This is a genomic window from Acidovorax sp. 107 (assembly GCF_003058055.1).
Lineage (GTDB): Bacteria > Pseudomonadota > Gammaproteobacteria > Burkholderiales > Burkholderiaceae_C > Acidovorax.
Window position 1 is genome coordinate 792855 of sequence record NZ_QBTZ01000001.1, and the last position, 20383, is coordinate 813237.

At 66.2% G+C, this 20383-nt stretch carries 18 protein-coding genes; 9 read left to right on the plus strand and 9 right to left on the minus strand.

What is annotated here, in order from left to right; genetic code table 11:
* Nucleotides 1–102 precede the first annotated feature (102 nt).
* A complete protein-coding gene (locus tag C8C99_RS03715) occupies nt 103–1542 on the plus strand; it encodes a coniferyl aldehyde dehydrogenase (protein ID WP_108624990.1) in 1440 nt (479 codons plus the stop codon).
* Here C8C99_RS03715 and C8C99_RS03720 read toward each other — a convergent pair.
* A complete protein-coding gene (locus tag C8C99_RS03720; protein WP_108624991.1) occupies nt 1514–3415 on the minus strand; it encodes a hybrid sensor histidine kinase/response regulator in 1902 nt (633 codons plus the stop codon). The two genes, C8C99_RS03715 and C8C99_RS03720, sit on opposite strands and share 29 nt — an antisense overlap.
* Nucleotides 3402–4037: a response regulator transcription factor gene (locus tag C8C99_RS03725; RefSeq protein WP_056642730.1), complete on the minus strand. Its 636-nt coding sequence runs from the start codon at nt 4035–4037 to the stop codon at nt 3402–3404. Before C8C99_RS03725 ends, C8C99_RS03720 begins: the two co-directional genes overlap by 14 nt.
* Nucleotides 4038–4200: 163 nt before the next feature.
* On the opposite strand from C8C99_RS03725, the gene C8C99_RS03730 reads away from it, so the two are divergent.
* From C8C99_RS03730 to C8C99_RS03740, 3 genes are all read left to right on the plus strand, one after another.
* The gene (locus C8C99_RS03730; protein WP_108627028.1) at nt 4201–4809 is read left to right on the plus strand and encodes a hypothetical protein; all 609 of its coding nucleotides are present in this window, start codon (nt 4201–4203) and stop codon (nt 4807–4809) included.
* 188 nt (nt 4810–4997) lie between these two features.
* Nucleotides 4998–5519: a GNAT family N-acetyltransferase gene (locus C8C99_RS03735; protein ID WP_056642754.1), complete on the plus strand. Its 522-nt coding sequence runs from the start codon at nt 4998–5000 to the stop codon at nt 5517–5519.
* A gap of 69 nt (nt 5520–5588) precedes the next feature.
* Nucleotides 5589–6761 (plus strand): class I SAM-dependent methyltransferase, encoded by a 1173-nt coding sequence (locus C8C99_RS03740; RefSeq protein WP_108624992.1) that lies wholly within the window; start codon nt 5589–5591, stop codon nt 6759–6761.
* A gap of 15 nt (nt 6762–6776) precedes the next feature.
* Here C8C99_RS03740 and C8C99_RS03745 read toward each other — a convergent pair whose 3' ends face one another.
* The gene (locus C8C99_RS03745; protein ID WP_108624993.1) at nt 6777–7310 is read right to left on the minus strand and encodes a hypothetical protein; all 534 of its coding nucleotides are present in this window, start codon (nt 7308–7310) and stop codon (nt 6777–6779) included.
* A 259-nt stretch (nt 7311–7569) separates the two neighbouring features.
* Here C8C99_RS03745 and C8C99_RS03750 point away from each other — a divergent pair, with 259 nt between their 5' ends.
* Nucleotides 7570–8547, plus strand: a complete 978-nt coding sequence (locus C8C99_RS03750; protein WP_108624994.1) for a tRNA-dihydrouridine synthase — start codon at nt 7570–7572, stop codon at nt 8545–8547.
* A 5-nt stretch (nt 8548–8552) separates the two neighbouring features.
* Here C8C99_RS03750 and C8C99_RS03755 read toward each other — a convergent pair whose 3' ends face one another.
* Together C8C99_RS03755 and C8C99_RS03760 are read right to left on the minus strand one after the other, a co-directional pair.
* On the minus strand, nt 8553–10499 hold the full coding sequence (locus C8C99_RS03755; protein WP_108624995.1) for a phospholipase D family protein: 1947 nt from the start codon (nt 10497–10499) through the stop codon (nt 8553–8555).
* Nucleotides 10500–10629: 130 nt separating this feature from the next.
* Nucleotides 10630–11832, minus strand: a complete 1203-nt coding sequence (locus C8C99_RS03760; protein ID WP_108624996.1) for an ammonium transporter — start codon at nt 11830–11832, stop codon at nt 10630–10632.
* A 214-nt stretch (nt 11833–12046) separates the two neighbouring features.
* Here C8C99_RS03760 and C8C99_RS03765 point away from each other — a divergent pair, with 214 nt between their 5' ends.
* Together C8C99_RS03765 and C8C99_RS03770 are read left to right on the plus strand one after the other, a co-directional pair.
* The gene (locus tag C8C99_RS03765; RefSeq protein ID WP_108624997.1) at nt 12047–13048 is read left to right on the plus strand and encodes an IS1595-like element ISCsp2 family transposase; all 1002 of its coding nucleotides are present in this window, start codon (nt 12047–12049) and stop codon (nt 13046–13048) included.
* A gap of 93 nt (nt 13049–13141) precedes the next feature.
* Nucleotides 13142–14407 (plus strand): PA0069 family radical SAM protein, encoded by a 1266-nt coding sequence (locus C8C99_RS03770; protein ID WP_108624998.1) that lies wholly within the window; start codon nt 13142–13144, stop codon nt 14405–14407.
* Nucleotides 14408–14468: 61 nt separating this feature from the next.
* Here the strand turns inward: C8C99_RS03770 and C8C99_RS03775 are convergent, their stop codons facing one another.
* Nucleotides 14469–15551, minus strand: a complete 1083-nt coding sequence (locus C8C99_RS03775; protein WP_108624999.1) for a sodium-dependent bicarbonate transport family permease — start codon at nt 15549–15551, stop codon at nt 14469–14471.
* 88 nt (nt 15552–15639) lie between these two features.
* Here C8C99_RS03775 and C8C99_RS03780 point away from each other — a divergent pair, with 88 nt between their 5' ends.
* Nucleotides 15640–16539, plus strand: coding sequence for a LysR family transcriptional regulator (locus C8C99_RS03780; RefSeq protein ID WP_108625000.1), 900 nt, complete (start codon nt 15640–15642; stop codon nt 16537–16539).
* Between the two features lie 118 nt (nt 16540–16657).
* On the opposite strand, the gene C8C99_RS03785 is transcribed toward C8C99_RS03780, so the two are convergent.
* From C8C99_RS03785 to C8C99_RS03795, 3 genes are all read right to left on the minus strand, one after another.
* On the minus strand, nt 16658–17698 hold the full coding sequence (locus C8C99_RS03785; RefSeq protein WP_108625001.1) for a DMT family transporter: 1041 nt from the start codon (nt 17696–17698) through the stop codon (nt 16658–16660).
* A gap of 185 nt (nt 17699–17883) precedes the next feature.
* Nucleotides 17884–18171: a GNAT family N-acetyltransferase gene (locus tag C8C99_RS03790; RefSeq protein WP_108625002.1), complete on the minus strand. Its 288-nt coding sequence runs from the start codon at nt 18169–18171 to the stop codon at nt 17884–17886.
* 132 nt (nt 18172–18303) lie between these two features.
* Nucleotides 18304–19173, minus strand: a complete 870-nt coding sequence (locus C8C99_RS03795; RefSeq protein ID WP_108625003.1) for a LysR family transcriptional regulator — start codon at nt 19171–19173, stop codon at nt 18304–18306.
* A 197-nt stretch (nt 19174–19370) separates the two neighbouring features.
* Between C8C99_RS03795 and C8C99_RS03800 the strand changes: the two genes are divergently transcribed.
* Nucleotides 19371–20360, plus strand: a complete 990-nt coding sequence (locus C8C99_RS03800; RefSeq protein ID WP_199226491.1) for an NAD(P)H-quinone oxidoreductase — start codon at nt 19371–19373, stop codon at nt 20358–20360.
* Nucleotides 20361–20383: the final 23 nt, after the last annotated feature.

Consider the following 20383-nt stretch of genomic DNA (forward strand, 5'->3'; position numbering starts at 1 on the left):
AGTCCGCCCACACACGCACGGGTTGTTCGCCAGCGGATTCCAACCTGGGCTGGTCAGCCTTTTTTTGGACGCGCCCATCGGGGTGTCTTCTATCATCCGACCATGACACCCGCCGACATCCACGCTCATTTCGATCTTCAATTCCAGGCCAGTCGCGCGCATGTGGATGTGCCTCTGCTGGTGCGCCGTGAGCGGCTGCTGCGTCTTCGCAAGATGCTGGATGAGAATGGTTCTGTGCTGGCGGCTGCCGTGCAGGCGGACTTTGGCATGCGTTCACCCCGCCTGACCGAGGTGGCCGACTTCTTTGTACTGCGCACCCTGCTTTCGCACACGCTGCGCCACTTGGCAAAGTGGATGAAGCCGCGAAAGGTGCATACGCCGATTTATCTGCAGCCGGCCCATGCCTTCATCCAGCGCCAGCCCATGGGAGTGGTGGGGGTGATTGCCCCTTGGAACTACCCTGTGCAACTGGCCCTGGCGCCAGCCATCACCGCGCTGGCGGCGGGTAACCGCGTGATGCTCAAGCCCAGCGAGCTGACGCCGCACACCTCGGCCCAACTGGCGTTGTTGGTGGCGCAGTTCTTCTCTCCCGATGAATTCTGTGTGGTTCAGGGCGACGCCAACCTGTCAGCCCTATTTGCCTCATTGCCGTTCGACCACTTGGTGTTCACCGGCTCCACCGCCGTGGGCCGCAAGGTGGCCCAGGCGGCAGCGCAGAACCTGACACCGACCACGCTCGAGCTGGGCGGCAAGTCGCCCTGCATCATTGACGGCCATTGCGACATGCAGGATGCGGCGCTCAAGATCGCGCACGGCAAGCTGATCAACGCTGGGCAGACCTGCATCGCTCCCGACTACGTGCTGCTGCCGCGCGGTCGTGAGGGCGAGTTCGCGCAGGCCTACCGGGCCGCGGTGGCGCGCCTGTTCCCCACCATTGAGGGCAACGCCGACTACGCCTCCATCATCACTCCCCGCCACCATGCCCGCCTGCGCACCATGCTGCAGCAGGCGCAAACGCAAGGGGCCGAGGTGCATACCGTCGACCCCACGGACGGCAAGCAGGTGGCCCCCACGGTGGGTACGCTGGGTGACGGTGCGAGCCGCCAGATGCTGCCCACGCTGGTGTTTGGTGCCACTTCCCAGATGCAGCTCATGCAGGAGGAGATTTTTGGTCCCATCCTGCCGGTGATCTCCTATGAGCTGTTGGACGACGCCATTGCCCACATCAATGCCGGGCCTCGCCCGCTCGCGTTGTACTGGTTCGGCCAGAGCGAGGCCGTGCGCGACGATGTGCTGCGCCGCACCGTCAGTGGCGGCGTGACGGTGAACGACACGCTGATGCACATCGCGCACGACAACCTGCCGTTTGGGGGAGTGGGTGATAGCGGCTGGGGCGCCTACCACGGCGAGCAGGGCTTTTTGCGCTTTTGCCACCAAAAGTCGGTGCTGGTTCAGTCGCTCTGGGCGATGGGCTCGCTGTTCTACCCGCCCTATGGTGCCAAGTTCGACCAGGTCATGGGGCTGCTGAGGCGCTGGTTGTAGTGCTGCGCGGAGCCTCTGCGGGCCCCTCCTGAACGTCATCATCGTGCTCGTCGTCGGCCCCGATGGTGGGAAGGGGCGGCTGGGTGATGAGCTGCACCATTGCATCGCGCAACTGGCCGGTGGATACCGGCTTGTGCAGCAGTAGCGCCGAGGTGGACTGCGCGTCGCGCAGTCGCTGGGGCGAAGTGTCACCCGTCATGATGATTGCGGGCACGTTGGCGCCCAGGTAGGCGCGCAGCGCCTGCAGCACCTGCTTGCCGGTCTCTTCATGGCGCAGGCGGAAGTCTGTGATGATGATGTCGGGCGTCACATCGTCCAGCGCTTCCAGGGCATCCGCGCTGGACTCTGCCGTCATGCACAGGCAGCCCCAGCTTTGCAGCAGTGACTGCATGCCCAGGCGCACGGCTTCGTCATCGTCGATGGCCAGCACCTTCAGGCCGCGCAGACTGCGGGCGTCCTGGGGCACTATGACATCGTCTTCCAGCGCGCCCTGCCACCGGTCCAGCCACAGCCTGAAGACCGAGCCCCTGCCCGGTTGCGAGCGCAACTCCACGGAGGTGCGCATTTCACGCGCGAGACGCTGCACGATGGCCAGGCCCAGGCCCAGTCCTTTACGGCGGTCACGCTCCGGATTGCCGAGCTGATGAAATTCTTTGAAGATGTCTTCCCACTGGTGCTCGGGGATGCCTGCACCGGTGTCCCACACTTCCAGCGCCAGCCGCTTGCCGCGCGTGCGGCAGGCAATCAGCACACCGCCTTTGGCGGTGTAGCGCAGTGCGTTGGAGATGAAGTTGTGCATCACCAGGCCTACCAGCGAGCGGTCGGCAAACGCGGCGGCGGAGGTCTCGCGGGTGCGGTACACCAGCCCGGCTGTGTCCGCCTGTGCGCCAAACTCCTGCTCCAGGGCCGTGAGCAGGGGCTGCACCGCGAAGGCGCCGGGCCGCACCTTGACCACGCCGGCCTCCAGCCGGGAGTAGTCGAGCAGGGTGGTGAGCATTTCAGCCGCGGCGCCTGATGCGGCATGTGCGTGCTTCAATACGGTGCGCTGATGCTCGTTGAGCGGGCTGCGATGCAGCGATTCCAGAAACAGGCCCATGGCATGCAGGGGCTGGCGCAGGTCATGGCTGGCGGCTGCCAGAAAGCGTGATTTGTCGCGGTCGGCCTGCTCGGCGGCCTCTTGCGCCGCAAGTGCCCGCTGCGACTCGGCCCGCAGCTGGCTGACCAGGCGCTCGTTTTCCAACTTGAGGGCGATGCTGCGCCGCGTGGCCCGGTCGGCCGTGCGTGCCTGCAGGCAGGTCAGCGCGTAGTACACGCCGGTCAGGAACAAGGCGGGCCACATCACAGGCCCGCCCGCCAGCGCCACGGACAGCATCACGCCTCCGATGGCGCTGGTGAGGTAGGTCACGTAGGCCCGGTACAGCGGTGCGCCCAGCCCCAGCGCCCCCGAAGACACTGTGCTGATGATGCCGATGGCATAGATGACGCTGTCGGACGTGCCCCAGTACAACACCACATAACCCAGGCTGCCCCAGCTCAGGCCCATGGCAGCCATGCAGCCGATGAGCTTGCGCGCTGCGCGCGGTGCGGGGTCTACAAAAGGGGCAATGCTGCGCAGCGTGAGGTACACCCCGGCCACCACCAGCGTGTGTGACACCAGCCACACCGTGATGGCCTGCGTGTCTGCCACGCGGGCCATGACCCACAGGGTGCCCAGGGCCGTGGCCAGCGATGCCAGCAACGTCATCGGAAAGTTCTGCCGCAGCAGGGCCACTTGTTCGCGCAGCACCTCGTCGCGCTCCCACACCGGCCAGCCCCAGCGCGTGGGCGGAATCACCGGTTCGAGGGGCAGCGGACTGGTCTCAGAGGGGGTCATGGAGCTGCGGGGTGGACAGGCCCAGGCGCTGGGCCGCCAGCAGCGCGGCGCTGCGGCTGTTCACGCCCAGCTGCGCAAAGATGGCGGCCACATGCACACGCACCGTGTTCTCGCTCAGCCCCAGGTCGCGGGCAATCACCTTGTTGGGGCGGCCTGTGCACAGCAGCGACAACACATCCAGCTGGCGCGCCGTGAGCGACGGCGTGTCGGGCCCACGCACCGTGGCGCTGTTGCCGCTGTTGATCGGAAAACAGGGCCGGCCCGACAAAGCGCAGCTGATGGCCTCAAGAATGTCCTCTGCACTGGCGGACTTGGGCAAAAAGCCGTCAGCGCCTCGCGCGCGCGCTTCGTGAATGGCATCGGGCGCAACGCTGGCCGACACCAGCACGATGCGCGCCCGCGGGCAGGCCTGCCGCAGCAGCCGCAGGCCGTCCAGGCCACTCATCCCGGGCAGCTGGATGTCCAGCAGCACCAGATCGGTGTCGGCCTGCTGCAGCGCGCAGGCATCGGCAATCGAGCCGGCCTCGGCAATGCTGCCCACGCTGGGGTGGTCCTGCACGATCAGGCGCAGCCCTGTGCGGAACAAGGTGTGGTCATCCACAAGCAAAAGACGGGCAGTCATACAGGCAAGTATTGCGCACAACCGGGTGTTGCGGGCTAGTCCATTTGTGCGATGGACGCACGGATGTGCACTTTCTAGACTTTCCGTCAAGCATTGAAAAGCACCTTGGGTGCGCACCAATGCGCAAACCTTCGTAACCACATTCCGTTTTCAAGGGTTCTCCATGACGATCAATGCACACACCCGTGGCGTCAGCACCACCGAAGCAGGCTTGCATCACAGCGAACGAAGACCGGCGGCCACCCCTGGCGCAGGCCACGCGGCCTCGGGCCTGGGAGGCAATGCCGTGGCGCACATCGTTCAGGAGCATTGCCCCGACCTGCTCGCTGCTGCGGGGGTGGTGATCGAGCACCTGGACGCTCAGGCCGGCACCTGGCAGTTCTCGGCCGATGAAGGGCAGACCTGGCGGGCCATCCGCACCGATCTCATCAACCGGCCCGGCAACATGGGCCTGGCACTGGATCGCGATGCACGACTGCGGGTGCTGCCCTTTGGTGGGCACCGGGTGACCGGTGCACGGGTGGCTTTTCATACCGTGCAAAGGAGCCATGGACAGGGCAGCGGCAGCTACCGTGCGTATGCCAGCGAAGACCGCGATGGCGGTTCGCGCACCGTCACGTTGGTGCTCAGCCTTGCGGCCATCAACGGTGCACCGCCTGCCGTGCACGTGCCGCGCCCGCGCAACAAGCGCGCGATGGTGCAGCGCGCCGCTGCTGCGGCCGCAGTATCGGCGGCGGGCAGCGGGCTGTCGGGTGCCATGGTGATGGCCTGAGAAGGTGCGAGTGGCTGGCGGGCTGCTTGCACCTCAGCGGGTGCAGGGACCCCGACTGGGGTGAAAAGCGGGGCCGGAAGGCGTGGTCCACGGGACCGCGCTAACCGTCTGTCAGGGTGGAAAAACCGTTTGCGGCGACAATGCCGGTCCTTTTGTTTTTTCATTCCCCGTTTTCGTTCGGTTTTTTCATGTCAAGTATCCAGGTTCGTCCCGCTACGCTTCGCGATGCCAAAGCCATTGCCCAGATCCACACTGTCTCTGCCCAAGAGGCTTACAAAGGGCTGGTGCCAGACGAGCAGTTGAAATCCATGTCGGTCGAAAAGCGCCAGGCCTACTGGCGCGAGGCCATTGAATATTGCGAGCCCCAGGTCCAGGTGGCGGTCGATGGCGAGAAGATCGTCGGCTTTGTCGGCTACGACCGCTCACGCGATGAAAAGTCCCGGCCCACCACCGGTGAAATCTGGGCCATCTACGCTGCCCCCACCCACTGGAACCAAGGCGTTGGCCTGGCGCTGTGGGACGCCGCACGTGACGGCCTGCACGAAGAAGGCTGCACCAACGTCACCGCCTGGGTGCCGCTGCGCAACGAACGCGCGCTGCGCTTTCATGAGCTGGCTGGCTTCAAGCGCGAGCTGTCCACCGCCAAGACGGCGGTGATCGGTGGTGTGAAGATTGAAGAAGTGCGGCTGAAGCGCCCCATCAACGCATAAAGTGCCGCGATACCCCGCTGCATCGCTGCGCCCCTTTCCAACCCCACGGGCTGTGCGCAGCACTGTCAGATGCTGATACCAACGACTCCTCCCACGATCCACTGGACCCACCAGGGCCAAGCTCAGCAAGCCCTGTGGCGCTCCGAGAGTGGCGCCTCTGCGCCGCGCCGGGTGGAGACGGCTGACGACACGCTGGCTGCTGACACGGCCTACCGCATGGCCTGCGAGGGTACGGGGTTGTTGTGGCAGGGCGATTTTCAGAACGCGCGGCATCTGCTGCAGGCGCTGATGCGCCGGGTCGACAAGAAGCCACGCAAGGCGGCTGCGAAGGCGTCTCAAAAGCTGGCGACCGCCACGGCGGCCGAGGCCTTCCATCTGCACCGGCAGGCGCAAGCGCAGCGTGCGCGGGTGCTGGCGTCGGTGCTGATTCCTCTGGAGGGTGACTACAGCATCGCGCTGCGCCGTGCGCCCCATTGGCGCCAGGCCTGCACCGAGGCCTGGGGGCCAGCGACCGGCGAGCGCTCAGTGGCCACGCTGCGTGAGCTGCTGGGGCTGGTGGGCGCGCACGAGTGGCGCAAGAAGGGGGTCGAAATCCCTGCGCTCGGTGCCCCGCCGCTTAACCGCATTCACCCTCACTACGGTGTGTTCTCGCCCGTGCGTGGCGAATATGTGGGCCTGGTGGCAGCGGCCCCGCTGCCCGGCAAGGCCCTGGCGTTTGACATCGGTGTGGGCACTGGGGTGTTGTCTGCCGTGCTGGCGCGCCGGGGCGTGCAACGTGTGGTGGCCACCGACCAGGATCCACGCGCACTGGCCTGTGCGCGTGAGAACCTGCAGCGCCTTCAGCTGCTGGACCGCGTGGAGCTGCTGCAAGCAGACCTGTTTCCATCGGGCCGTGCGCCGCTGGTGGTATGCAACCCGCCCTGGGTGCCTGCGCGGGCCAACTCTCCCATCGAACACGCCGTGTACGACGAAGGCAGCCGCATGCTCAAGGGCTTTCTGGCGGGGTTGTCTGCACACCTGGAGCCCGGCGGCGAGGGCTGGTTGATTCTCTCGGACCTGGCTGAGCACCTGGGCCTGCGCCCGCGCGAGCAGCTGCTGGCCTGGATCGCCGAGGCGGGCCTGGTGGTACGCGGCCGCAACGATGTGAAACCGGTGCATGCCAAGGCCGCCGACGCGCAGGACGCGCTGCATGCGGCGCGCTCGGCCGAGGTCACGTCCCTGTGGCGGCTGGCCGCAGCCTGAACCGAGCCGATCTGCTCACTCCAGCAGCGCGGGCTGCGTCGCGACAAAGGCTTCGGTGACCGGGCTTGCGGGCAGCAGCTGATCCAGCCGCTCGCGCAGGCTGGCGGCACGTTCTGCACCTGCAGCGAGCGCCACTTCCTCGAACATGGCGTCGCCCACATCCAACATGCTGGAACGGTCCTTGGCGGCGCGCAGTGCTTCGCGAAAGTGTTGCGCCAGCACCGGGTCACGGCGCGCAAACAGGCGCTCGCAGGTGTCGAACAGGTACATGCGGGCACCGGCCAGCGACCGCAGGGACTCGCCGGGTGCCGGGCGTTCGATGGAGGGCGCGGCGGGCTCTGGCGCGGGCGGCAGGTCTGCCGGTCCGGTCAGGTAGCCCTGGCGCATCAGGTTCTCGACAATCTGCGCGCCAATGCCGTTGTACATGGCCTGCAGGTCTGACAACGGCTTGCCGTCGACCAGCAGGAGCAGCGAGCGCTCGCGCAGACTCAGGGTGCGCACACCTGGCGAGAGTTCCAGGCGGGCTTTTTCGGTTTTCTGCAGCAGCATGGGGATCTCCGGGGTGGTCGGTCTCTGGATCGGAGATTGCACCAGCCGGGCGTGACGCCGTGATGACCCCTTGCCGCACAATCGTGGGTTGGTTCGGTACCCGCGCTGGCACGGCGTACCTGTCTGTATGCTCCTTATTTGATAGCTGCTGGGGTATGTTGCACTAGCACTTGGTTCAGGTTTTGTTTGATTTTTGCTGCTGCGTGCCTGTGCTGGCCCTCTTGGGGAGGGTGCGCATCGCGCCATCAGTCCCTCTGTGATGACCTTGCTGCTCGCCCCGATGGAGGGGCTTCTTGATTTTGTGCTGCGCGACGTGCTGACCCGCGTGGGCGGCGTGGACCGTTGCGTGTCGGAGTTCATCCGCATCACCGGCACCCTGCTGCCCGACAAGGTGTTCCTGCGTTATGTGCCCGAGTTGCAGCACGGTAGCCGTACGCTGGCGGGCGTGCCGGTGCGGGCGCAACTGCTCGGGTCGGACCCGGTATGCATGGCCGAGAACGCTGCAAGGCTGGCCGCGCTGGGCCCGGAGGGGATCGATCTGAACTTCGGCTGCCCGGCCAAGGTGGTCAACCGACACGGCGGCGGCGCGGCGCTGCTGCAGGAGCCAGAGCGCATCGCGGCCGTGGTGGCCGCCGTGCGCCGCGCCGTGCCCGCGCACCTGCCGGTGTCGGCCAAGATGCGCCTGGGCTTCAACGATACGGGGCTGATGCGTGAATGTGCCCAGGCCATGCAGGCGGGCGGCGCGGCTGAACTGGTGGTGCACGCGCGCACCAAGGCCGACGGCTACCGCCCACCGGCGTACTGGGAGCACATTCCCTCCATCCGCATGGCGGTCTCGATTCCGGTGGTGGCCAACGGCGAGATCTGGACGGTGGCCGACGCCCGGCGCTGCCGCGAGGTGTCAGGCTGCGACGCACTGATGCTCGGGCGCGGCATCGTGGCGGACCCCGGCCTGGCACGCGCCATTCGGGCTGCCGATGCTGGGCGTCCGGACTCGGACACCGTGGTGTGGGCCGATCTGGTGCCACACCTGGCCGCCTTTTGGCAGCTGGTGTGTGACGACCTGGAGCCGCGTCAGCGCGCAGGGCGCCTCAAGCAATGGCTCAACCTGCTGCGCCGCCGGTTTGCCGAGGCGGAAGTGGCCTACCAGCATGTACGCACCATGACGGACCAGCGGGCCATCACCGTGTGGGTGGCAGAACTGCAGGCCCGGGCTGACTGCGCCCAAGGGGCTTAAGCGGGCTACAGCAGGTGGTCCGGTGCCAAAGGGCCCAGCAGCTGCAGCATCAGCCGCAGCGGGGCACTGGCGTCGGGCTCGGTCGTGGCATCAGACAGTCCGCTGCCCTCGGGGGCGCGCCAGCGCAGTCCCTGGTCGGTGGTCTGCACCTGCCAGGCGGCTTCTTTCAGCGCCGTCTCAATCTGCGTGGTGGCGCGGCGCGACAGCTCCGTGCTGCGAATCAGCAGCGCCACTTCGGTGTTCTGCCGTTGCGAACGCATGTCCAGGTTCATCGATCCCACCGCGAGCAGCCGGCCGTCCACGATCAGCAGCTTGGAGTGCAGCATGGCGCGCGAGCCGCCTTGCGAACCCACAACACCCGCGCTGTGGTTGCCCATGCTGCCCGACACGCCCAGAGCTCCCCGCAGCACGCCGGGCAGTTCGCTGTGCATCTCGTACAGCTCAACCCCCATGGCTAGCAGCTGCGGCCGGTGGCGTGCGTAGCCGGCGTGGGCAATGGGCGCGTCGTTGGAGGCCAGCGAGTTGGTCAGCACCCGCACCCGCACGCCACGTGCCCGCGCGGCGGCAAAGGCGGCTTCCATGTCCGGCCCGGGCACAAAGTAGGGCGAGATGATGAGCAGGTCGCGCCGCGCCTGGCCCATGAGCTGCAGCAGCCCGTCCACCACGGTATCGGTCTGCGCTTCGGTGGCTTCGGGGCCTGTGCGGGGGTTGTCCGGGGACGCGCTGGCTAAAGAAGGGGCGGGGGGGCTGACGGCCACGGGGGGGGCTGTGGATGCCGCCGCGCGGCTTGCCACCGGTGCTGTGCGCGAGCCCGAGACCAGGGCGGCGGCAGCGGCCTTGGGGCCATTGCTGGTGCCTGTTGCGGCACCAACGGCGCCCGGGCCTGGCGGCGGCAGCGTTGCACCGGGGGCGGGGGAAGCCCCGTTGCCCGCACCGACGCCTTCGGCCGGTATCTTGGCCGGCTGGTCCACCAGCACCGCCGCTGCGGCCCACACGAAGGGCGTGCGCTCCAGGTCCATGGGCTCGTAGTTCCAGATGCGTGCGCGCTGCGCAGCGCTGGTGCCCGGGTCCACAGGGGGCGGCTGGCGGTCAGGGGCCGTGGTGCCGCCCTGGCCTGCGACGCGACGTCTTCGGCCTTCGTCAGCCGCACGAATGCTGTCGCGCAGGTGGTCGAGCTCGCTTTGGGTGATGAGCGACTGCACGGGATAGGCGCGCTCGTTGTTCCAGTAGCTGTCAAAGCTGCGGGACAGGTCCCGCACGATGGGGCCTGCGGCCAGCACATCCAGGTCCACGAAATTGCCCGAATCGGCGTTGCCAAAATAGGCATCGCCCAGGTTGCGCCCCCCGGTCACGGCCATGGCGTTGTCGGCAATGAAGAGCTTGTTGTGCATGCGCTGCTGCACGCGCGAGAAGTCGCCCAGCAGGCCCAGCATGCGGCCGATGGGTGACCCCCTGGCTCCCGTGACGGGGTTGAACATGCGCATCTCGATGTTGGGTACAAAGGCCAGCCGCATCACCTGCGCGTCGCGTCCCGTGCTGTGGAAGTCGTCCAGCAGCACGCGCACACGCACGCCGCGCTGGGCGGCAGCCACCACGCTGAGCAGCAAGCGCTCGCTGCTGGCGTCTGCATGGATGGCGTAGTACTGCAGGTCCAGGGTTTTCTGGGCCGCGTCCACCAGGGCCAGGCGGCTGCTGTAGGCGGCTTGCGGGCCGCTGAGCAGTGCAAACCCCGAAGCGTGCCGCGCCCCCTCGGCGGTCCTGCGGGCAGCCACTAGCTGGCCCAGCGGGGTATCGGCGGGGGTCACCCAGGCTGTCGACACCGGGCGATCTACATCCTTGGGCAGGCCCGCGCAGCCCGCAAGGGCCATGGCGACCACCACCATGACCATACCCAGCCAGCCGGGGCGGGCCCGCTGGGGCAGGGTGGAGGACGGGGAAGGCAAAGACAACATGGCGCGATTGTGACCGTGGAGCCGCTGGGCTCAGGTATAGCCGCACGCCGGTCGATGCGCTGTCGGACAGGGCGCCAAGGCGACGGCCAGGGGCCCCGTCTCGGGGTAAAGCCGTCGCAGGGGTGGGCTGCTACCAGCTCACTTCGCGGTCTGGCGTGGCACTGATCTTGTGGATGCTCAGGTCGGCGCCGTCAAACTCTTCTTCCTGCGTCAGTCGGATGCCCACCGTCTGCTTGAGGATGCCGTACACCACCACGCCGCCGAAAAGGGCCCACACCACGCCCAGGCCTGTGCCGATGAGTTGTGCCGACAGGCTGACCCCGCCCAGCCCGCCCAATGCCTTGCTGCCAAACAGGCCGGCAGCCAAGCCGCCCCAGGTACCGCACAGCCCGTGCAGCGGCCACACGCCCAGCACATCGTCGATCTTCCATTTGTTCTGGGTCAGGGTGAACATCAGCACAAAAATGGCCCCGGCCACCGCGCCGACCACCAGCGCACCCAGCGGGTGCATGAGGTCCGAGCCCGCACACACGGCCACCAGACCCGCCAGCGGGCCGTTGTGCACAAAGCCGGGGTCGTTCTTGCCCAGCACCAGGGCGGCCAGCGTGCCGCCTACCATGGCCATCAGCGAGTTCACTGCCACCAGGCCTGAGAGCTTGTCCACGGTTTGCGCGCTCATCACATTGAAGCCAAACCAGCCCACCACCAGCACCCAGGCGCCCAGTGCCAGGAACGGAATGTTGGACGGCGGGTGGGCCGAGATCGCGCCATCCTTGCGGTAGCGGTTGGCGCGCGAGCCCAGCAAGATCACCGCCGGCAGTGCAATCCAGCCGCCCATGGCGTGCACCACCACCGAGCCGGCAAAGTCGTGAAACTCCTCACCCGTGATGGCCTTGATCCAGCCCTGCACGCCAAAATGCTGGTTCCATGCAATGCCCTCAAAAAACGGGTACACAAAGCCCACGATGACCGCCGTTGCCAGCAGTTGAGGCCAGAACTTGGCGCGCTCTGCAATGCCGCCCGACACGATGGCCGGAATGGCCGCCGCAAAGGTGAGCAAAAAGAAGAACTTGACCAGCGCATAGCCGCTTTGCTGCACCAGCGACTCTGCGCCGATGAAAAAATGCGTGCCGTAGGCCACGGTGTAGCCCACCACAAAATAAACCACGGTGGACACCGAGAAGTCCACCAGGATCTTGACCAGCGCATTTACCTGGTTCTTTTTGCGGACCGTACCCAGTTCCAAAAACGCAAACCCGGCGTGCATGGCCAACACCATGATCGCCCCGAGCAAGATGAACAAGGCATCCGTGCCCTGTTTGAGTGCTTCCATAACGTCCTCGCGATAGTGATTGATCGACTCTGGTGCGTTTTCGTCGGACGCCACAGATTTGCACCAAGTTGAAGCAAGAAGCGCGCCAAGAGTTGGTGCAGCACTTTGCACCGAATTGGGGCTCTGCGCGCACCCATGGGTTTGCCGGTGGTTGATAAATACTGTATAAATAAAAGGGGTATCTATTTAGCTCCAGTGGCATCAGAATAGCTGGATGGAAACCCAGATGCTAACGCCAACTCCTGGACAGGACTACCCTCGCACCTGGAACGAATTTCTTGACTGGTTTGCCACCGAAGAGGCCTGCCAGGCGTTCCTGGAGAAGCTTCGCTGGCCCCAAGGCTTCGTCTGCCCGCGTTGCGGCAACGCTGGTGATGTGTACCGCGCCAGCCGCACTCGCCTGATGTGCCGCTCATGCCAGTATCAAGGCACAGTGACCTCTGGGACCATCTTTGACAAGACGCGCACACCGCTGCGTGTCTGGCTGGCTGCAGCTTGGTACCTGACCAATCAGAAACAAGGCGTGAGCGCCCTGGGGCTGCAGCGCGTATTGGGCTTGGGGAGTTACCAGACGGCCTGGACCATGCTGCACCGGTTCCGACGCGCCATGGTTCGCCCGGGCCGGGACAAGCTCAAGGGGCTTGTGGAGGTGGATGAAACGTACCTGTCCATTACGGATCGCAAAAATCCCGCCACCCTTGCAGGGCGCAAGAGCAGCACCACCAAAGTGTTGATGGTCATGGCGGTGGAGATCGTGGAGCCCAAGGGGTTCGGGCGCATCCGGTTGCGCCGCATCGACCGAGACTCCGCCACCCACGTCATCCCCTTTGTGCAGGAAGTGGTCGAGCCCGGAGCCCAGGTCCGCACGGATGGTTCGGCGGCATACCGCGCTCTGGGAGAGCTGGGTTACACCCACCAGCGCACCGTCATGCTCGGCTCGGGCGTACCTGCCCATGTCTGCATGGCGGGAGTGCACCGGGTCGCCTCGCTGGTACAGCGCTGGGTGCTGGGAACGCACCACGGTTCTGTGCAGCCAGAGCACCTGGATGCCTACCTCGATGAATTCGTGTTCCGCTTCAACCGGCGCACATCCAGCTCGCGCGGGATGCTGTTTTACCGCTTGCTGCAGCAAGCGGTGGTCACGCCGCCAGTGACGTATGGGGATGTCGTGAGCAAGAATACCGGGGAGAGGCAATCGGATACCATTGCTGGATGAAATCACAGTATCAACGGAGCTACTGGAGCTAAGCAGATACCCCTTATAAATAAACAGTATCATCAACCGATCTCAACCCATTTGTTGCTCGCCATGAGCCCATCCCCCGTCCCCGACGACGACCTGCCTGCACCGCCGCAGGAGATCCGCATCCCGCTGCAAGCCATTCGGGGGCGGGGTGCGGCCACGGCCATGGCGCACCGTTTTGCCAAAGACCAGCGCGAACGGGCGGACGATGGGTGGGGCCCTCTGCGGCCCCTTGGCGAGGCGCTGGGCCTGGAGCATGGCGGCGCGGAGCAAGCGGGTGCGCTGAACGGCGCGGTGGCTGGGGGTGGTGATGGATGGAGCGATGGATGGGATGGGGGTGACGGGGACAGTCGCTCCAGCCCCTCACCCGCCACCCGGGTGCATTTTGAGACCGCGCGCAGCGCCTTGTGTGCCAATGACTCGCCGGACATCTTCTTCGAGCTTTCGGTCAATCCCTACCGGGGCTGCGAGCACGGCTGCATCTACTGCTACGCCCGACCCACGCACAGCTACCTCAATTTTTCACCCGGGCTCGACTTTGAGACGCAGATCGTGGCCAAGCACAATATTGCGCAGGTGCTGCGTCAAGAGCTTGCGCAGCCGCGCTATGTACCGCGCCTGCTCAATATCGGCTCGGCCACCGACTGCTACCAGCCCGTGGAGCGTGACCTGAAGCTCACGCGCAGCGTGATCGAGGTGATGCGCGAGGCCCGGCACCCGTTCTCGCTGATCACAAAATCCAGCGGTGTGGAGCGCGATCTCGATTTGCTCGCCCCGCTGGCCGCACAGCGCCTGGCAGCGGTGTACGTCACCATCACCACACTCGACGCCACGCTGGCCCGGCGCATGGAGCCCCGTGCTGCTGCGCCCCACCGGCGGCTGCGCACCATCCGTGCCCTGGCTGAGGCAGGAGTGCCGGTGGGCGTGAGCGTGGCGCCCCAGATACCCTTCATCACCGAAGACATGGAACACGTGCTGGAGGCCGCGCGCGACGCTGGAGCGCGCACCGCGTTCTACACCGTGCTGCGGCTGCCGTGGGAGCTGGATGCGTTGTTTCGCGAATGGCTCACGGTGCACTACCCCCAGCGCGCGACGCGCGTCATGGCGCGGGTGCAAGACCTGCACCACCTCACCGAAGCCCAACGCGCCGCGGGCAAGGCCTATGACAGCGACTTTGTGACCCGCATGAAGGGCAGCGGGCTGTGGGCCGACCTGCTGCGCCAGCGCTTTGCCAACACCTGCCGCCGCCTGGGTCTCAACCGCGAGCGTGAGGGGCTGGACCTGGGGCAGTTCAGGCCGGGGCTGCTGAAGGGGCAGGACAGCCTCTTCTAGATCCCGTGCCTTTCTATGTGCACTGTGGACTGCCCGCCGCAGGCCGCAATGCGTTGCCTCGTCAGCCCCCCCACACCCGCTGCACCACCTGCGTGTACAGCGGAATGCCCACCAGGATGTTCAGCGGAAACGTCACCCCCAGCGAGAGGCTCACGTACAGCGACGGGTCGGCTTCGGGGATGGCATAGCGCACCACCGCAGGCACCGCGATGTACGACGCGCTGGCGGCCAACACCATGAGCAGCACTGCATCCCCCGTGGGCACCTGCAGCAGCCAGGCCAGCGCCAGGGCCAGGCAGGCGTGCGTCAGCGGCCCCAGCACCGCGTAGGCCAGCAGCCAGGGTGACTGCTTGCGCACCGCAGGCAGGTTGCGCGCGGTGGACAAGCCCATGTCCAGCAAGAACAGGCACAGCATGCCCTTGAACAGGTCGCCCGAGAACGGTTGCATGGCCGCCTTGCCGGCATCGCCAGTCACCATGCCGATTACCATGGCGCCCAGCAGCAGCAACTGGGTGCCGTCGGTGAACGACTCGTGCAGGATCTTGCCCACCGACAGGTGAGTCCCTGGCTTGCCAGGTGCGCCGCCTGCGCTGCCGCCAGCCAGTGCTGGGCCCCCTGCCGACGCCATGGTGACCACCGGTTGCACGCGCAGGAGGGGGCTTGAGGCGTTGACTTCCAACGACTGAGCCACCGACTGCCGCTGCCGCATCGCATTGGCCAGCATCACCGCCAGGATGATGGCGGGCGACTCCATCAGCGCCATGGCTGCCGCCATGTAGCCGCCGTAGGCAATGTGCTGTGACTCCAGGTACTGTGTGGCCGTCACAAAGGTCACGGCGCTGACCGATCCGTAGGTGGCTGCGACCGCTGCTGCGTTAAAGCCCGACAGCACACGCCGCAGCAGCGCATAGCCCACCAGCGGCACCACCACGGCCAACAGCACCGCCAGCCCCAGACTGCTGGCCACACTGGGTGTCAGGCCCGAGGCCGCTAATGCAAACCCGCCTTTCAGGCCTAGCGCCATTAGCAGGTAGATGGACAAGAACTTCGAGATCGCCGCCGGCATCTCCAAGTTGGATCGGACCAGGCCCGCAAACACTCCCAGGGCAAAAAACAAAATCGCAGGGTCCAGCAAGCTTTGCATCATCAACTCCTTGTTGGGGGCCGATGCTAGGGGTGTGCGGGTGCAAAGTAAAATCGATTTGAATGCGGTTATCTATAGATAAAAATCTATGAACATCACCTTTCGCCAGTTGCGGCTGTTCCTGGCGCTGGCCGAGACGGGCAGCGTCAGCGCCGCTGCCAAGGTCATGCATGTCACGCAGCCCACGGCCTCCATGCAGTTGCGTGAGGTGACCCAGGCCGTGGGCCTGCCGCTGTACGAGGTGGTCTCACGCCGTGTACACCTGACCGAGGCGGGACAGGCCCTGGCCCGCACTGCGCGTGCCATTGCGGGCGAGTGGGATGCGTTCGAGCAGCGCGTGTCGGGCGCCAAGGGCCTCACCAGCGGGCGCCTCAAGGTCGCCGTGGTCAGCACCGCCAAATACTTTGTGCCCCGCCTGCTGGGCAGCTTCTGCAAGCTGCACCCGCAGATCGATATCTCGCTGGAGGTCCTCAACCGCGACCACGTCATTTCCCGCCTGCGCAGCAACCTGGACGACCTCTACGTCATGTCCATGCCGCCTGCGGATTTGCCGCTGGAGGACCAGATCCTCATGCCCAACCCGCTGGTTGTCATCGCCCCCGCCGGCCACCCCCTGGCCGCCAAAAAACGCATCAAGCTCGCGCAATTGCAGACGGAGCGTTTCATCCTGCGCGAAAAAGGCTCCGGCACCCGCATGGCCACTGACGCCCACCTGCGCCAACTGGGCTTTGCGCCCAGCGCATTGCTGGAGCTGGGCAGCAACGAAGCCATCAAGGAGTCGGTGGAGGGCCAGCTGGGCGTCTCCATCGTCTCCCACCACGCCCTGGGGCCGCACCACGAGGGGCTTGCCGTGCTCAACGTGCAGGGCTTTCCCATCCAGTCGCAGTGGCACCTGGTTTGGCCCAAGGGCAAGCAGCTGTCACCCATTGCCGAGGTGTTCCGGGCGCATCTGGTGGGAGAGGTGGAGGGCTGGATGGCATTGCGGTAATTGCGCACCCTGCGGGCTCGCCGACGGAGGGGCCCTTGGTGATGACTGTGGGGGCACTTAACGCCAAATGCCGTGCTGCCAGCAAAGGGACGGCGCCGCCACAAGCCGGTGTTCGGTCTCAATGGACATGCCGGTGGTGAATGTCCGGGTAGTGTGGGTGCGTGTGCTTCAGGGGTTGGTGTGTGTGGCGGTGGCTGTGTTTGCCGCTGCCGCGATGCTCAACGCCATGCGCGTGCTGGTGGTGCTCGTCATGTTCGTGTTCGTGCTCGTGTTCCAGCGCTTCGTGCTGGTGCTCATGGCTGTGGTGCTCCGTGAGGTGCAACCACACCCCCAGGCCCATCAGCGCAGCGGCCATCCAAAACACCCATGACGTTGGCTCCGAGAACACCAACAAGGACACAACCACCCCCATGAAGGTCGCGGTAGAGAAGTAGGCTCCCGTGCGGGCTGTGCCGAGCCCGCGCAATGCCAGCACAAACAGCGCAAGGCTGATGCCGTATCCCAACAGGCCCACAGCCATCGTTGCAGACAGTGTGGCCCATGAGGGCCAGGCAGCGCCCATGCTGATAGCCAGCGCGGTGTTGACCGACCCCGCAATCAGGCCCTTGATACCGGCAACAAAGAGCGCGTCGGAGGCAGAAACCTTGCGTGTGAGGTTGTTGTCGATGGCCCAGCACAAGCAGGCAAGGCCCACCAGCCAAGAGCCCGTGCCGCTGGGTGGCCACGAAGAGTCGGTCTGCCAGCCCAATGCAATGCCTCCCGCCACGATGGCAACCATGCCCCCCACGATGCGCCGGTCGGCGTTTTCTTTGAACACCCACCAGGCAATGACTGCGGTCAGCACTGCTTCCAGATTCAACAGCAGCGAAGCCGTGGCGCCGCTGGTGGAGTGCAGTCCAAACATCAGCGCCACAGGCCCCATCACGCCTCCAAACAGCACGGCGCCCAGGAGCCAGGGCCACTCATTCAAGGGAACGCCAGAGGGTTTGAGCCCGCCATCGCGGACCACACGCACCAGGGCCAGCCCGAGGCCGCTGCCCAGATACAGAAGGCCTGCCAGCAGCACCGGTGGCAGGTCGCCCGTCAGGAGCTTGGCAAAAGGGGTGCTTGCGCCAAAGAGCACCGCTGCGCCCAGGGCGTAAATGACGCTTTGATTCATGGCGGAATTTTCTACCTGAAGTCGCCTGGCGTCTTCAGCGGCTGCGGGCAGTCAGGGCTGGAGTCACTCCACCACCGATACGCACGGGTTGCGCCGCCCATCCATGGCCAATGGAGTTCGTTGCCATGACCAGCAGTGACCAGCGATGGACCGCCCTTGGCGGGCACCGCTGTCAGTGGGCCGGTTTACACCAGCACGTCCCGCAAAGAGGCGTCCTTGTCGAACTGCGCCTTGGCAAACGGGCACAGCGGGACTACCTTGGTGCCCGTGGCTCTGGCCCATTGCACCAGCGCGTCCAGCAGCGCACGTCCCACACCCTGGCCGCTGAGCGATGGGTCCACCTCGGTATGGTCCACGATGATCATCGTGGCGTTGGTGCGGCTGTAGGTCATCTCGGCCAGGCGTTGGCCGTCGTGCGCGATGTAGAACGAGCCTTTGGCGTCCTGCTCCTGGTGGTGAATGGTGTGTGACATGGTGCGTTGCAGTGGCAAAGATGTGCGCCAGAGTATGGGGCATGGGTTGCGGCAGCCGCTGGGGCTGCTTGGCCCCGGGGCGGAGGGTCTGCCCGGGCGCACCGGGCTCCATTTGCTGATGGCGTGTGGCGCCTACCCGATCTGGAACGCCTCCGACAGAAACTCTGCTGTGGCGCGCACCCGGGCGGTGCGTTGCAGGTCGGGGTGCATCACCTGCCAGACCTCGTAGTCGGTTGCCCGGCGGCGCTCGGGCCAGATGCGCACCAGGCCTTCGCGCGCCCCCATCCACACCGGCATTTCACCCAGGCCAATGCCCGCCGCCACACCCTTGCGCACCAGCAGGCTGGAGCGCACGGCCAGCGCGATTCGTGCCTGGCGCGCAGGCACGCCCGCCATGGTGAGAAACGCGTTGTGCTCCAGGTAGGGGGCGTAGGCCACCAGGTGGTGGCCGCGCAGCTCGTCCTCGGGTACGGGCATGCCAAAACGCTCGACATAGCCCGCGCTGGCGAACAGGCCCACGGGCCACGATGCCACGCGGCGCACCACCAGGTCGGGGGCCTCGGGCCGCACGTTGCGGAACGCGATGTCCACCTGGCGGCGGCTGAGGCTGAGCAACTGGGTGGACACCTCCAGGTCCACGCGAATGTGGGGCCAGTGCTGTTGCAGGCGCTCAATGGCGGGCATGAGCAGGTCGATGGCGATCGAGTCGGTGCTGGTCACGCGCACTAGGCCGCCGGGGCTGGTGTCCTGGCCCTCGATGCGGGTGCGCAGGTCCAGGGCAGCGCTTTCCATGCGGCGGGCGGCGGCCAGCGCTGTCTCGCCCGCGGCGGTGAGCAGGTAGCCGTCCTTGGCGCGCAGGAAGAGCTTGGCGCCCAGCTCGGCCTCCAGCGCATTCAGCCGCCGCCCCACGGTGGCCTGGTCCACGCCCAGGCTGCGCGCGGCGGCGCGCAAGGAGGGCGCTCGCGTCAGGGCGAGAAAGATGCGGGTGTCGTCCCAGTTCATGGTCGTGCCGAGGTTGCGGATGAAAGCCGAGTGTGATGCAAATTTGCATCGCTGTAGAGCGAAATTGCTGCGTTTAAAGCACTGCGCACAGCCCTATCCTTGAAGGCATTGAAAGCCATGCCTGAGGAGCAACCCCCATGTCCACACCCATGACCGCACTGCCTGTGACCGAACAGCCCGCAACCACCCCACGCACCATGCAAGCCATCGTGTTCGATGACTTTGGCGGCCCCGAGGTGCTGGTGGCGCGCGAGATCCCTGTCCCCGAGGTGCGCCCGCACGACCTGCTGGTGCGCAACGCCGCCATCGGCGTCAACCGGGCCGACCTGCTGCACCGCAAAGGGGCCTATGGTCGCGCCTACTTCGGCGATGCTGACACCATGGGGCTGGAGATTGCGGGCACGGTGGTCGCCATGGGGCCCGAGGTGCAAGGCTTTGCCGTGGGCGACCGCGTGACGGGCATCGTGGGCGGCGGGGCGTACGCCGAGCTGTCGCGCATCGACCACCGCATGGCCATGCCGGTGCCTGCGGGCATGGACTTGGTGGCCGCTGGCGCCGTGGCCGAGGTGTTCGTGACGGCGCATGAGGCGCTGTTCCACCTGGCGCGCCTGCGCGCGGGCGAGTCGGTGCTGATCCATGCCGCAGCGGGCGGCGTGGGCTCAGCCGCCGTGCAACTGGCCCATGCGGCGGGAGCGCGCGTATTCGCCACGGCCGGCGGCGACAAGCGCGGCGCTGTGCTGGGCTGCGGGGCCGATGTGTTCATCGACTACCGCAGCGAAGACTTTCAGGCGGTGGTGGCGCAGGCCACGCAGGGCCGGGGCGTGGATGTGGTGATCGACTTCATCGGGGCTCCGTACCTGCAGCGCAACGTGCGGTCGCTGGCTGACGGCGGGCGTCTGGTGTCGGTGGGGCTACTGGGTGGTGCGCAGGGTGCGGAGCTGCCTATGGATGTGGTGCTGTACCGCCACCTGCAGATCCTTGGCACCGTGATGAAGTCCCGCCCGCCCGAGGTAAAACAGGCCATGGTCCAGCGGTTTGCCCAGCAGTGGCTGCCAGCCCTGGCCACCGGGGTGATCCGGCCGGTGATCGACAGCACGTTTGCACTGGCCGATGCCGCACAGGCCCATCGGCGCATGGAGTCTGGCGCCAGCATTGGCAAGATCCTGTTGCTGCCCGAGGCGCGCTGAGCGGGCAGGGCGTAGCGCCCAGT

Coding starts and splice junctions, on each gene's coding strand:
- C8C99_RS03760 (WP_108624996.1), bottom strand. CDS start 11,832: ATGGAAGCACTCAAACAGGGCACGGATGCCTTGTTCATCTTGCTCGGG.
- C8C99_RS03785 (WP_108625001.1), bottom strand. CDS start 17,698: ATGAATCAAAGCGTCATTTACGCCCTGGGCGCAGCGGTGCTCTTTGGC.
- C8C99_RS03780 (WP_108625000.1), top strand. CDS start 15,640: ATGAACATCACCTTTCGCCAGTTGCGGCTGTTCCTGGCGCTGGCCGAG.
- C8C99_RS03740 (WP_108624992.1), top strand. CDS start 5,589: ATGCTGATACCAACGACTCCTCCCACGATCCACTGGACCCACCAGGGC.
- C8C99_RS03790 (WP_108625002.1), bottom strand. CDS start 18,171: ATGTCACACACCATTCACCACCAGGAGCAGGACGCCAAAGGCTCGTTC.
- C8C99_RS03765 (WP_108624997.1), top strand. CDS start 12,047: ATGGAAACCCAGATGCTAACGCCAACTCCTGGACAGGACTACCCTCGC.
- C8C99_RS03770 (WP_108624998.1), top strand. CDS start 13,142: ATGAGCCCATCCCCCGTCCCCGACGACGACCTGCCTGCACCGCCGCAG.
- C8C99_RS03755 (WP_108624995.1), bottom strand. CDS start 10,499: ATGTTGTCTTTGCCTTCCCCGTCCTCCACCCTGCCCCAGCGGGCCCGC.
- C8C99_RS03750 (WP_108624994.1), top strand. CDS start 7,570: ATGACCTTGCTGCTCGCCCCGATGGAGGGGCTTCTTGATTTTGTGCTG.
- C8C99_RS03745 (WP_108624993.1), bottom strand. CDS start 7,310: ATGCTGCTGCAGAAAACCGAAAAAGCCCGCCTGGAACTCTCGCCAGGT.
- C8C99_RS03730 (WP_108627028.1), top strand. CDS start 4,201: ATGACGATCAATGCACACACCCGTGGCGTCAGCACCACCGAAGCAGGC.
- C8C99_RS03800 (WP_199226491.1), top strand. CDS start 19,371: ATGCAAGCCATCGTGTTCGATGACTTTGGCGGCCCCGAGGTGCTGGTG.
- C8C99_RS03720 (WP_108624991.1), bottom strand. CDS start 3,415: ATGACCCCCTCTGAGACCAGTCCGCTGCCCCTCGAACCGGTGATTCCG.
- C8C99_RS03725 (WP_056642730.1), bottom strand. CDS start 4,037: ATGACTGCCCGTCTTTTGCTTGTGGATGACCACACCTTGTTCCGCACA.
- C8C99_RS03795 (WP_108625003.1), bottom strand. CDS start 19,173: ATGAACTGGGACGACACCCGCATCTTTCTCGCCCTGACGCGAGCGCCC.
- C8C99_RS03775 (WP_108624999.1), bottom strand. CDS start 15,551: ATGCAAAGCTTGCTGGACCCTGCGATTTTGTTTTTTGCCCTGGGAGTG.
- C8C99_RS03735 (WP_056642754.1), top strand. CDS start 4,998: ATGTCAAGTATCCAGGTTCGTCCCGCTACGCTTCGCGATGCCAAAGCC.
- C8C99_RS03715 (WP_108624990.1), top strand. CDS start 103: ATGACACCCGCCGACATCCACGCTCATTTCGATCTTCAATTCCAGGCC.